At 23.6% G+C, this 13,359-nt stretch carries 11 protein-coding genes, 1 tRNA gene, 1 rRNA gene and 1 other RNA gene; 5 read left to right on the top strand and 9 right to left on the bottom strand.

Going from position 1 to position 13,359, the window contains the following annotated elements:
- Positions 1-68: 68 nt before the first annotated feature.
- Together rrf and cspE are read left to right on the top strand one after the other, a co-directional pair.
- Positions 69-184: ribosomal RNA gene (gene rrf / locus D9V61_RS02495) — 5S ribosomal RNA — on the top strand.
- A 298-nt stretch (positions 185-482) separates the two neighbouring features.
- Entirely contained in the window at positions 483-692 is a 210-nt protein-coding gene (cspE, locus tag D9V61_RS02490) for a transcription antiterminator/RNA stability regulator CspE (RefSeq protein ID WP_025369112.1), read from the top strand.
- Between the two features lie 106 nt (positions 693-798).
- On the opposite strand, the gene ybeD is transcribed toward cspE, so the two are convergent.
- A complete protein-coding gene (gene ybeD, locus D9V61_RS02485) occupies positions 799-1,062 on the bottom strand; it encodes a DUF493 family protein YbeD (RefSeq protein ID WP_158338733.1) in 264 nt (87 codons plus the stop codon).
- A 252-nt stretch (positions 1,063-1,314) separates the two neighbouring features.
- On the opposite strand from ybeD, the gene cysS reads away from it, so the two are divergent.
- Positions 1,315-2,709, top strand: coding sequence for a cysteine--tRNA ligase (gene cysS / locus D9V61_RS02480; protein WP_158339654.1), 1,395 nt, complete (start codon positions 1,315-1,317; stop codon positions 2,707-2,709).
- Here the strand turns inward: cysS and folD are convergent.
- Positions 2,706-3,563 (bottom strand): bifunctional methylenetetrahydrofolate dehydrogenase/methenyltetrahydrofolate cyclohydrolase FolD, encoded by an 858-nt coding sequence (gene folD, locus D9V61_RS02475; RefSeq protein ID WP_158339653.1) that lies wholly within the window; start codon positions 3,561-3,563, stop codon positions 2,706-2,708. The two genes, cysS and folD, sit on opposite strands and share 4 nt — an antisense overlap.
- A 142-nt stretch (positions 3,564-3,705) precedes the next feature.
- Here folD and D9V61_RS02470 point away from each other — a divergent pair.
- A tRNA-Arg gene (locus tag D9V61_RS02470) sits at positions 3,706-3,779 on the top strand.
- A gap of 3 nt (positions 3,780-3,782) precedes the next feature.
- Here D9V61_RS02470 and adk read toward each other — a convergent pair.
- The 5 genes from adk to dnaX form a co-directional block, all read right to left on the bottom strand.
- Entirely contained in the window at positions 3,783-4,430 is a 648-nt protein-coding gene (gene adk / locus D9V61_RS02465; RefSeq protein WP_158339652.1) for an adenylate kinase, read from the bottom strand.
- Between the two features lie 76 nt (positions 4,431-4,506).
- Complete coding sequence (gene htpG / locus D9V61_RS02460; protein WP_158339651.1) at positions 4,507-6,381, bottom strand: molecular chaperone HtpG; 1,875 nt, start codon at positions 6,379-6,381, stop codon at positions 4,507-4,509.
- 151 nt (positions 6,382-6,532) lie between these two features.
- Positions 6,533-6,862, bottom strand: a complete 330-nt coding sequence (locus D9V61_RS02455; RefSeq protein ID WP_158339650.1) for a YbaB/EbfC family nucleoid-associated protein — start codon at positions 6,860-6,862, stop codon at positions 6,533-6,535.
- Between the two features lie 47 nt (positions 6,863-6,909).
- Positions 6,910-7,497, bottom strand: a complete 588-nt coding sequence (locus D9V61_RS02450; protein ID WP_158339649.1) for a DNA polymerase III subunit gamma/tau C-terminal domain-containing protein — start codon at positions 7,495-7,497, stop codon at positions 6,910-6,912.
- A 45-nt stretch (positions 7,498-7,542) separates the two neighbouring features.
- Positions 7,543-8,628, bottom strand: coding sequence for a DNA polymerase III subunit gamma/tau (gene dnaX, locus D9V61_RS02445; protein ID WP_158339648.1), 1,086 nt, complete (start codon positions 8,626-8,628; stop codon positions 7,543-7,545).
- A 197-nt stretch (positions 8,629-8,825) separates the two neighbouring features.
- Here dnaX and ffs point away from each other — a divergent pair.
- An RNA gene (gene ffs, locus D9V61_RS02440) (signal recognition particle sRNA small type) lies at positions 8,826-8,920 on the top strand.
- Positions 8,921-8,924: 4 nt separating this feature from the next.
- On the opposite strand, the gene D9V61_RS02435 is transcribed toward ffs, so the two are convergent.
- Together D9V61_RS02435 and D9V61_RS02430 are read right to left on the bottom strand one after the other, a co-directional pair.
- Positions 8,925-10,667, bottom strand: a complete 1,743-nt coding sequence (locus tag D9V61_RS02435) for a SmdB family multidrug efflux ABC transporter permease/ATP-binding protein (RefSeq protein ID WP_158339647.1) — start codon at positions 10,665-10,667, stop codon at positions 8,925-8,927.
- A 23-nt stretch (positions 10,668-10,690) separates the two neighbouring features.
- Positions 10,691-12,436 carry a SmdA family multidrug ABC transporter permease/ATP-binding protein gene (locus D9V61_RS02430; RefSeq protein ID WP_158339646.1) on the bottom strand — a complete coding sequence of 582 codons (1,746 nt, stop codon included), beginning with the start codon at positions 12,434-12,436 and terminating at the stop codon, positions 10,691-10,693.
- Positions 12,437-13,359 lie beyond the last annotated feature (923 nt).

The raw sequence follows: 13,359 nt of genomic DNA, 5'->3' as shown, positions 1-13,359 counted from the left end.
AAAAGCTTGTTTTACTGAATTTATTACTCTATTAATTTGCTTTAAAAAAAATAAAATTTATAAAAATGCCTGGTAAAAATAGTGTAGTGGTACCACCTGAATCCATTCCGAACTCAGAAGTGAAATGCTATAACGCCAATGGTAGTACGGGGTCTCCCCGTGCGAGAGTAGGTCAAATCCAGGCAAAAAAAACCCGAAATTTTTTCGGGTTTTTTTATATTTAAAATAAATTATTCTAAAAAATATTACTATTTTATTTTATCAATAGTATAGTATCCATAAAATATAAAAAATATTTTTATTAAATTTTATATAAATTTTTTTAAAATTAAATTACTTTCTAGCTAACAATAGATTTACATGTTAATCTATTGAGAATTTAAATTTTTTATATTATGATTTAAAAAAATCATAATATAGTAAACAATTTTTGATTAATCTTTTTTTCAATTTAGTATATTTTTTCATGTAAGGTAATATAGATGTCCAAGATCAAAGGTAATGTGAAGTGGTTTAATGAATCAAAAGGTTTTGGTTTTATTACTCCAGAAGATGGAAGTAAAGATGTTTTTGTACATTTTTCAGCTATACAAAGTAATGGATTTAAAACTTTAGCAGAAGGTCAAAGTGTTGAATTCGAAATCACTGAAGGAGCAAAAGGACCATCTGCTGCTAATGTTGTTAGTTTGTAAAATGATTTGTTTTTTTTGACATAAATACAAATTGTTTTTTATAGTACGGCTCTTTTAATAGGGCTGTACTATATTATTATAGACATTTTTACATGTATTTTATTTTTTATAAAACCATTCTAACTATATTAATTTTACTAATTTCATGATATAAAATTTCAATTTGTTCAAAATTTTTAGCACATATTGTAATTGAAACAGAAAGATAATTTCCTCTGTTACTCGATTTTACTTGAGGCGTATAATCTCCCGGAATCTGAATTTGAATGACTTTTATTATTTGGTCAATAAGTTCAGGCTGCGCTAAACCAATAATCTTGTAAGTAAAAAAACAAGGGAATTTTAACATTTCTCGTAACTTTGTTTTCATTATTAATCCCCTATTTTTTCAATAAAATATTTTATTTTTTAATATATATAACGTTTCTAAAATATTAATTTTTTATTATTTATTACAAATTAATTTTTAAAATATTCTAAATGACTTTAGAATTGATTTTTAAATATTATTTTATAAATGTTTTTAGTAAATAAATAATCTAATCAGTTTAGCACATTGATAATATGGAAAATAACATATTTTATATTATTTTCCTTAATATATTTTTATAGGATATAAATTATGTTAAAAATTTTTAATACACTAACTAAAAAGAAAGAAATTTTTAAACCTATTAAAAAAGATAAAATTAATTTATATGTATGTGGTGTTACTGTATATGATTTTTGTCATATTGGACATGGACGTACTTTTGTAGCTTTTGACATGATAGTACGTTATTTGCGTTTTTCTGGTTTTCAAGTAAAATATATTAGAAATATTACTGATGTTGATGATAAAATTATTTTAAAATCAATAAAAGAAAAAACTAAAATTAATGATTTTACCAATTCTATGATAAAAGAAATGCATAAAGATTTTAATTTATTAGGAATATCTCCTCCTGATGAAGAACCTTGTGTAACAGATTATATTAATAAAATTATTGAAATGATTATAAAGTTAATACAAAAAGGACATGCATATATAAATAAAAATGGTGATGTTATTTTTTCTATAAATAGTGATCCTAATTATGGAGTTTTATCTCGTCAATCTTTAAAGTTATTAAAATCCGGATCTCGTATTCCTGAAAATAAAATGAAAGAAAATCCGTTAGATTTTACACTTTGGAAAGTTTCTAAAAAAAAAGATTTTTCTTGGAATTCGCCATGGGGGAGAGGACGTCCTGGTTGGCATATTGAATGTAGTGCTATAACTAATGTTTTTTTTAATAATTCTGTAGATATTCATGGAGGTGGCTCCGATCTGCTTTTTCCCCATCATGAAAATGAAAGATCTCAATCTGTATGCTTTAATAATAAATCGAAAATAAATTTTTGGATGCATACTGGTATGGTGATTATAAATAATAAAAAAATGTCTAAGTCTTTAGGCAATGCTCATTTTTTAAGAAATGTTTTAAAAGAGTGCAATCCTGAAGTTTTACGTTATTTTTTTCTTTCAACGCATTACCGTCATCCTATTCATTATTGTGAAAAAAATTTAAATCAAGCATACATTTCATTAAAATATTTATATACGGCATTATATAATACTCATCCTTTTTTAAATAATGAAGAAGGTGTTAATTTTGAACTTGAATTTTATGATGCAATGAATGACGATTTTAATACTCCTAAGGTATTTTCTATTTTTTTTAAAATAGCACGCAAAATTAATTTTTTTAAAAATAAAGATGTATTAAAAACTAATAATTTTGCTTTTCGATTAAAATATTTAGCTAATAATTTAGGATTTTTATTACAAAATCCAGAAGATTTTTTACAAAAAAAAACTACATTAAATTCATATACATTAAAAAAGATTCAGTTTTTAATAGAAAAAAGAAATATTGCAAGACAGTCAAAATTATGGAAAGAAGCGGATAAAATACGCGAAAAATTAATATCTCTAAATATTATTTTAGAAGATTTACCTAATAAAACAATATGGCGTAAAAATAAAAAATTTTAAATATCGTGATAATTCTCACAAGCTTCTAATGTGTTTTGTAATAATGTTGCAACAGTCATAGGACCAACTCCTCCTGGTACAGGAGTGATATAAGATGCTCTTAAATATGCATTTTTAAAATCTACATCACCTACTATTGTTCCATTTTTTAATCTATTAATTCCAACATCTATAACGATAGATCCATCTTTAATCCAATGTCCTTTTAAAAAATTTGCTTTTCCAACTGCAACGATTAATAAATCAGCATTTTTTACATGATCTTTTAAATTTTTAGTAAATCGATGTGTAACAGTAGTTGTGCATCCTGCTAATAACAGTTCTAAACTCATAGGTCTTCCAACTATATTAGATGCCCCAACCATTACTGCATGTAATCCATGAGTCTTAATTTTATTATATTTCAACATCGTAATAATACCCTTAGGTGTACATGCTCTTAATTTTGGTGTTCTTTGACATAAAGATCCAGTATTATATGGATGAAATCCATCTACATCTTTATCAGGTATAATACTACTTAAAATTTTTATATGATTTATTTGTTGAGGAAGTGGTAATTGTATTAAAATTCCATCTATATTGTTATTTTTATTTAATTTTGAAATAAGATTTAATATCTCTATTTCACTAACATTATCAGGAAAATTCCAACATTCTGAAAAAAAACCAACATTTTTGCATGCTATTTTTTTTTTATTTACATAAATTTTTGAAGGAATATGATTTCCCACTAAAATCATAGCTAATCCCGGTATTTTTTTTCCAGTTTTTTTTCTTTTATTAACTTTTTTTAAAATATTTAATTGTAATTTTTTTGCTATTTTATTACCGTCTATAATTATTGCTGGCATTAGTAAGTAACTCAATTATTTTTTATTGTATACAAAAATATTACTATAATATATGTTAGAATTATTAAAATTTAATAATATTAATATTAATTTAGTTGCATATATATTATATTAATGTTAGATTTTAATTTAATTATTTTATGCGTTCTTAGCTCAGTTGGATAGAGCAACGGCCTTCTAAGCCGTAGGTCACAGGTTCGAATCCTGTAGAACGCAAAATTATGTTTTTAAAATTAATTCTACTTTTTTTTTGATCAATAATAATTCGTGCATAGCATTAATTTGAAAAAATTTTATATTACCTATTTTATTTTGATTAATATAATAATTAACTAATGGATAATGTGTTTTTTTGTATTCTTCTAATCTCTTTTCAACACTCTTTTTCTTATCATCTTCTCTTATAATTAGTGGTTCTCCAGTTAAATCATCTTTATTTTTATTTTTTGGAGGATTGAACTTTATATGATAGATACGACCTGATTGAGCATGTATTCGTCTACCTGAAATACGTTCTAATATAGTTTTATGTGGCATCATAAATTCTAATACATAATCTATTTTTATTTTATTTTTCGTTAAGTAAAAAGCTTGTTCAATAGTTCTTGGAAAACCGTCTAATAAAAAACCATTGATACAGTCTTTTTTTTTAATTCTTTTTTTAATTAAATTACATACAATTTTATCAGAAACTAGTTTGCCTTCTTCTATAATATTTTTAATAATTATTCCTATTTGATTGTTTGAATTAATACTTTTTCTTAGCATATCACCTGTAGATATTTGAGGAATATTGTATTTTTCTGTAATAAATTTTCCCTGTGTTCCTTTACCTGTACCAGGTGCACCTAGTAAAATAATACGCATAATTAATTTCTTACTCATAATATAAGTTAATCTGAAGATTACTACTATCATATATAGTAGTAATCATATTTTTTTATTATTTAAGAAGCAGTGTATTCATTCTAGTAATAAATTTATGTGGATTTTCTAGATTACCTTTTTCAGCTAATAATGCTTGATCTAATAATAATTTAATCCACTGATTAAATTCATTTTCATCTTTAATTAAAGATATTTTTTTTATTAGAATATGCTCTGGATTAATTTCAAAAATATATTTTAATTCTGGCACAGATTGACCTGCTGCAGAAAAAAGTTTAGCCATTTGTGTAGTCATTTCAGCAGAATCACTAAGTAAAACACAAGGAGTTTCTGTTAATCGGTGTGTTAATCTTACATCTTTCACTTTATTGCCAAGTATTTTTTTTACTTTTTTTAAAAATTCAATCATCTCCATTGAAACTTCGTTATTTTTTATTTTTTTTTCGTTTGTTATTTTATTAAGTGATGAATCTTCTTTACTAATAGATTGAAATTTTTTTCCTTGAAATTCAGTAAGATAATTCATCATCCATTCATCAATTCGATCTGATAATAATAAAACATCAATATTATTTTTTTTAAATAATTCTAAATGAGGACTATTTTTTGCTGCTGAATAACTATCTGCAGTAATATAATATATTTTTTCTTGTTTTTCATTCATATTAGATACATATTCTTTTAAAGATATGTTTTGTTCAGAATTATTGCTTTTTATAGATGAAAAACGTAATAAATTAGCAATTTTATCTAAATTCTCATGATCTTCTGCAGGCCCTTCTTTTAAGACAAGTCCAAATTGATTCCAAAAAATTTGATATTTTTCATTAAAATCTTCTGCTAATTTATTTAACATATTTAAAGATCTTTTAATTAGCGCTTTTCTTAATTTTTCAGTAATAGAATTATCTTGTAATATTTCACGGGAAATATTTAATGGTAAATCACTTGAATCTATTAAACCTCTTATAAAACGCAAGTAATTAGGAAGAAAAGCTTGAGAATTATCCATAATATAAACACGTTTTACATATAGTTTTAAACCATGTTTGTTATCTCTATTCCATATATCCCAAGCTGCTTTTTCAGGAACATATAACAAACTAATATATTCTTGATTTCCCTCTACATGATTATGACTCCAAATCAGTGGATTATTTTGATCGTTAGTAAGATGTTTATAAAAATCTTTATAATCATCATCAGTAATAGAAGATTTATTTAATGTCCATAATGCTTTAGCTTTATTAATTTGTTCCCAAAAATATGTTTTATTTTTTTCGTCATAATTTTGTATATATATTGGAATTGTAATATGATCAGAGTATTTACTAATTATACTCTTAATACGCCATATTTCTAAAAATTCTTCTTCTTCTTTTTTTAAAAATAAAGTGATTTCAGTTCCTCTACTTTTTTTTGTAATTTGTGTAATATTGTATTCCCCCTCTCCTGAAGATTCCCACAATATTCCTTCATTAGATTGTAAACCAGCAAATCTAGTTCTAACTGATACTTTTTCCGATACAATAAAAGAAGAATAAAAACCAACTCCAAATTCTCCAATTAATTCATTTTTTTTATTTTGTTTATTTTCTAGAGATTCAAGAAATGATTTTGTTCCTGATTTAGCAATAGTACCAAGATTTTCAATAGTATCTTTTTTAGTCATTCCAATACCATTATCATTAATGGTCACTGTTCTTTGTGCTTTATTAATAGATATTTGAATTTTAACATCACTATTATTTTCATATAATTCTGGTGATGATATAGATTGAAATCGTAATTTATCTATTGCATCTGATGAATTAGATATTAATTCTCTCAAGAAAATTTCTTTATTGGAATATAGTGAGTGGATCATTAAATGTAATAATTGTTTAACTTCTGATTGAAAATTATAGACTTCTTTTTTTTGTGTTTTCATACAAATATCTCTTTTTAAATTAATAATAAAAGTGATTTTTTAAAGAATAAAAAGTAGTTTGTAATAGAATTACTTTTATAGAAAAATAAGTATTTTATATAAACTTACAAAGATTTACTGGTATAGTTTTTTTCTATTTTTTATATTAATTTTAAACAGGTAGATTAAATCCTGTCGGTAACTGCATTCCTGTCGATATAGCAGACATTTTCTTTTTTTGTACTTCAGATATTCTTCTAGTTGCATCATTAAATGCAGCAGCTGCTAAATCTTCTAGCATATCTTTGTCATCTTGAAGTAAACTAGGATCTACTTCGACACGTCTGCAATTATGTGCTCCATTAATCGTTACTTTTACTAATCCAGCTCCTGCCTCTCCAGTAACTTCCATTTGAGCTATTTCTTCCTGTATTTTCGCCATTTTTTCTTGCATTTGTTGTGCTTGTTTCATTAAATTACCTAAACCACCTTTACTAAACATATGTATTAATCTCTCTTTTGATAATATGAAAATAATATTTTTTATTTTTAGTCTATTGCAAATAAATTAATATTGTTTTTTTGAAATGTTAAATTAAAAAATTTCTTTAATATTTTAATATTAGTATCCTTTTTTAATGATGAATACTCTTCTGATATTTTTTCTTTATATATTTTATGAAACCATTCATAAGGAGTTAATATATGTTCTTTTTTTTCTTCTACAATTAATTGGATTTTTTTTGTAGTTATTGTATGAAGTTCTTTTTTTAAAAATATCCATGTATTGTACTGCATTAGATGTTTTTTTTTATCAGTTAAATATATATACCAATAGTTTAAGGTATTTTTGTATGAAGTATGCATTGCTAATTGTTTTACATGTATTGGTAGTTTTTTTAATTTACATATTTCTGCATACCAAGGATCTATTTTTTTGATTTTTTCTTTTAATCTGATTATTATTTTGTTATTTTTTAAAAATTGTAATTGATAATTATTTTTATTAGATAATAAATTTATTTTTTTTATATAATGATTTTTTTTATTTATCTTGTTGTTAAGAGATATTATTTTTTTTTTATTTTCAAATAACTCATTTCTATTTTTTAAAACTAAATTTGTTATATGATTCATTTTTTATTGATACTAGAATAATTTGTTAAAATTTATTTTTATTTTTTATATTGTATTAATTGCACGTAATAAAGTCATTTCCACTCCTATTTTTTGACTTGGAGCAAATTTTAGTTCTTTTCTTCCATTTAATAATACTTGATAACATAATTGAACATTTTTTTTATTAATATTTAAAGCTATTTTTTGAATTTTATGTTTATATGTTTCAGTAAAAAATTTCTCCCATACCAATGGAAAAGTTTGTGATATGGAAACATGATATAAAAAACGTAATATTTCTGTTAAAACTTCATCCCATTCTACTCCTATACTACTTATTTTATGTAACAATAACATTGTTTTTTTTGAATCTTTTTTTAAAACGGAATCAGTTAATAAAAAAGAATATTTTTCAGGTAGAATACCTAACATTTCTATTATATTTTTTTTATAAATATGACCGTTACCAAGATTAATAGCATGTTCTAATAAATTCAGTGCATCTCGTATACTTCCTTTAGCATAATGAGAGATTTTTTTTAAAGAATATTCATCAGTATTAATAGATTCTTTAATTAAAATATATTTCAAAAAGCTAAATATTTTTTCGTCAGGTATTATCTGTAATTTAAAATACATACAACGAGAGATGATAGTTCTAGGAATTCGGTCTATATCTGTAGTTGCCAAAATAAATTTAACATGTGTAGGAGGTTCCTCAAGTGTTTTAAGCAGTGCATTAAAACTATGACGAGAAAGCATATGAACTTCATCAATTAAATATATTTTAAAACGACTTTTAGTAGGAGCATAATATATATTATCTAAGATTTCTCTCATGTCTTCTATTTTAGTACGAGAAGCTGCATCTATTTCAAGTACATCTAAAGACAATCCTTTTTCTATTTCTTGACAAATAACACATTTTCTACAAGGGTTAGATGTAATACCATTTTGACAATTTAAACTTTTAGCAAGTAATCGAGCAATTGTTGTTTTTCCAATTCCTCTAGTACCAGATAATAACCATGCATGATGAATGCGTCCAAGCGATAATCCATTAGATATAGCAGTTACAATATTTTTTTGACCAATTACATCTTTGAAAGATTGTGGACGCCACTTTCGTGCTAATATTTGATAGCTCATATAAATTTTATAATATTTTATTAAAAGACTATTATGCTATCAATATTTATTGTATTATGAAAGTATTCTTCTTTATTTTATAAATATATTTTATAATAGACAATTAACTATAAATATTAGTTGTAAATTTTAAATTTGATCTATACAATATAAAATATAATTTTATTTTATTATAAGAAATATATAATAGAGTTTTCTGTTAGCTCCAAACACTGTAATATTGAATACCTGGTCAGATTCGGAAGGAAGCAGCCATATCAGTTAATACAGGTGTTTGATAAAGCTAACAGAAACTCCTAATATTTAGATAATTGAAATTTATACATTTTCCAATAACAATTTTTTTTATTTAATAATTGTTGATGTGTACCAATCTCAATAACTTTTCCTTGTTTTAAAACTACAATTAAATCTGCTTCAACAATTGTTGAAAGTCTATGCGCAATTACTATTAACGTACAGTTTTTTCGTATTGATAATAATGTTTTTTGAATTAATTGTTCTGTACCAGAATCAATGTTAGCTGTAGCTTCGTCTAATATAAGTACTTTAGGGTATGAAACTAGTATTCTAGCAATAGCTAGTAATTGTTTTTGACCAACAGATAAATTATTACCTTCTTCTCCTAAGACGGAATAAATACCCTTTGGCATAGATTTCACTAAATATGAAAGATGAACTGTGTCTAATATGTTCCAAACTTTTTCTTCAGATATTTTTCTTCCTAGTGTAATATTATAAAAAACAGTATCTGAGAGGATTATTGGATCCTGTTGTACCATCAATACATTTTTTCTTAAAACACAATGACTTATTGAATCAATAGACTTATTATCTAAAAATATTCTTCCATTTTTTATCGGATAATATCCCATAAGTAAATTTGCTAAAGTACTTTTTCCACTACCAGTATGTCCTACAAATGCAATAAAACTTTTAGAAGAAATTTTAATATTAATATTTTCTAATATATTTTTTTTACAGTTTTTATAGTTAAAACTAACGTTGTCAATATTTATTTTTCCACTTTTTAATAGATCTTTATTTTTTCCATATTTTTGTCGTGGTGAATCTATAAGTAAAAATATTCTTTCTCCTGCAACAATAGATTGTTGTAATACTGATTGTTGAATAGTGATAGCAATCAAAGGTTCATTAAGTCTTCCAAGATAAGTAATAAAAGCATATAGTATACCTACCTCAAATGCTCCAATTGGGAAAAAACTAAATAAGAACATAAAATTACATAATATTATAGCTGATAATAAACTAAGTAGTGGTCTTAATAAAAAACCATCTAATCTTAATATTTTCATGCGTGACATATAATGTAAATGACTACTTCTTTTTATTTTTTTTTCAAATCTATATTGTTGACGGAATTGTTGAATTACATTCATTCCATTAATAGTTTCATTAAAATTGTTATTAATGTCAGCTAAGTAGTGTCTTACTTTTCTTAAAAGTGGAGTACTATAATATTGATAAACTAACATAAGAATAATAACTAATGGCAAAATAAATAAAGCTATAATTGCCATATGCCATTCAAGAGTAAACATTGCAAATAATATAATAAAAATTAATATTATACTACGAAATAATGTAGGTCCAACTGTATCATATAGTTCTTTTACTGCTTCGGTATCATTAGTTACTTTTGAAATCATTTGTCCAATAGGTTGAGAATCAAATTCACTAATAGGTTGTCGTAATGCAGCATACATGACATCTTGACGTAATTTATTAATGCTTTTTACTGCTATCTTATTAAATAAAATACTTTGAAAATAATTTAAAAAAACTGACAATATTTGTAGTACTATAAACGATATAATTATAGTTAATATTACTGATAAATTTAACTCATGTTTAGATAAAATATTATTAATAAAATAACTTATTAAAATTGGTCCTAAAACTTCTGATATTGATCCGCTTAAAAGTAAAATAAATGCTAAAATTAATTGCTTTTTATAAGGTTTCACATAAATTAGCAAACGTTTTAAAATTGGCCAAAACTCAATTAAATGATCCATATTATAAATTTTTCACCTGTTTTTTAATGATCCTCAAGTTCTACTTCTAATTTTTGATAACAAGACATAGATTTATACCAATTTTCTTCTTGGATTAGTTTTAAATGATTTCCTCTTTGTATAATTGAACCATTTTTTATTACTATAATTTCGTCTGAATTAATTAATGCAGATAAACGATGTGCTGTAATAATTAATGAGTGTCCTTTTTCTTTCCATTTATTAATATTTTTTAAGATATTGTTTTCAGTTTGAGCATCAACAGCAGATAGTGCATCGTCTAATATTAATATTTCTGCATTTAATAATAACGCACGCGCTATACAAATACGCTGTTTTTGACCACCAGACAACATTACACCGCGTTCTCCTACTTGAGTTTCATATTTTTCTGGTAAATAGAGAATATCTTTATGTACATCAGCTAATTTTGCTACTTGTTCAATTTCTTGTTGAGATGCATTATTTTTGCCTAAAGATATATTGTTAGCTATACTTTCTGAAAACAAAAAAGAATTTTGATTTACAACTGCAATTCGACTTCTCCAATCATCAATTTTTAATTCTAATAATGATAAAGAATGATAAGTTATTTCTTCTTTATTAAAATTAAATTGTCGTTGAATAAGTTTTAGCAGAGTACTTTTACCAGATCCTGTAGGGCCACAAATACCTAGAGTTTTTCCTGGTTTAAGAAGAATATTTATATTTTTTAAAGTTGGAATATGATTATTTGGATAATAGAATTTATTGATATTAATGCTTAATACACCAGGCGATAATGGGATGGTTCTATTTCCGTCTTTAATATATAATTTTTTATTTATAATTGAATGAATTCTATCCCAAGCTGCACTTCCTCTTTCAACTATATTAAACATCCATGCAAGAGCTAACATAGGCCAAATCATTAATCCAAGATACATTATAAAGCTAGTTAATTGTCCTATAGTAATCTGATTATTCCATACTAGCCATCCTCCACCGATAATAGCTAATAAATTAGAAAAAGCTACTGACAAATAAATTACTGGATCAAAACGAGCATCTATTTTAGCTACTTCCATATTTTTTTTTCCTGTATTATTTACAATAATATCAAATTTATGTGATTGATTTTTTTCTAATCCAAAAGCTCTAATCATTCGAATACTTGTTAGTATTTCTTGTGTTTGATTATTTAATAAGGAAAAAGCAATTTGAGCATGACGAAAAGTTTCATGTAATTCTTTTCCGTATTTTTTAATTAATATAGCCATAATTGGCATAGGTATTAAAGAAATGATAGTTAATAAAAAACTAATTTGAGTACTCATTACTATTAGGACAGAAAAACCCATAACTAAAGAATCTACGAGTGTTAAAACACCTTCTCCTGCAGCAAAAACTATACGATCGACATCATTTGTCGCTCTAGCTATTAAATCTCCAGTTCTATTTTTTAAAAAAAATATTTGACTTTGTTGACTGAGATAGGAATAAAATTTTACTCGAAGTTCTGTAGCCAATTGATAAGAAGCACCAAATAGTAATATTCTCCATAAATAACGTAATATATATACAATTATAGCTATTAATAAAATAATTGAAATCCATGGTAATATTTGTAAGCCATGCATATTTTTTTTTATAATCAAATCTATTAAAACACCAACTATTTTAGGGGGTAATAATTGTAATGTGGCAATAATTATTAATAATAAAATTGCTCCTAAATATCTCTTCCATTCTCGTACGAAAAACCATCTTAATTGATTAAACAATTTCACAAAAAATCCTAATTTTGAATATTATAAAGGTTTTTTAACATTAAAGTATTTGTTATCAGTTAAAATATGAAAATATTTTATTGACGTATAGTAAATATTATATTTTATTTATTCTATTAAATAATAAAATTTTTAAAAATTGTAACTTATAAAAAATAAAAATACTTATTATATTTAAATGCTGAATAAGATTTAAGAAATTTTTTTATTTGATTATGTACTTAGAGATATAAAAAAATTTTTTTTTATATAAATTTGTATCATATTAATTATATAAATTTAAAATAAATTCTTATTTTTTATCTAAAAAAATGAAATTAAATAATTTATAGCTTTATAAATTAACTTTTCATAATTTATGTTTATTTTGATTTCAATAAAAAGTAATTTTTTATTTGATAGTATTTATTTTTTTTAAATACTTCTTTTCTAATCATATTTCTTATTTATAATATTGTATTTTTTTAACTTTATTTTCTATATTTAATTATAGAAAAAATAAATTCAGTTATTTTGATATAAATTAAAATTGATTTTTTCATTATCCGAATTATAGAAATAAATTTTAAAAATAATAAAAAATATTATCAAATGCGATATTAATAGTAATATTAATTTTAAAATACTTTTAGTTAATTTAAATAAGTCAGAAAAATGGATTGTATCAGACTAATAGAATATAATATTGATATTTTTTAAAATAACACAGCTATTTTTTATGTTAGAATTTAACAAAAAACATTACTTTTAACATTAAACTGTATTTTTTCGAAAGAAAGATTTGATGAATAATAATTAAATTATTATTCTAATGTGTAAATAACATTAAAAAATGAAAAATATTATAATTAATTTTAAAAATTTTTTCAATTAAGTTATAATTTTTTCATACATAGATTTTTTGAATAATTTTTATTAAGTCT

This window comes from Buchnera aphidicola (Acyrthosiphon lactucae), from assembly GCF_005083565.1.
Taxonomy (GTDB): Bacteria; Pseudomonadota; Gammaproteobacteria; order Enterobacterales; family Enterobacteriaceae; genus Buchnera; species Buchnera aphidicola_AH.
This window is presented reverse-complemented; position numbering and strand designations above follow the sequence as displayed.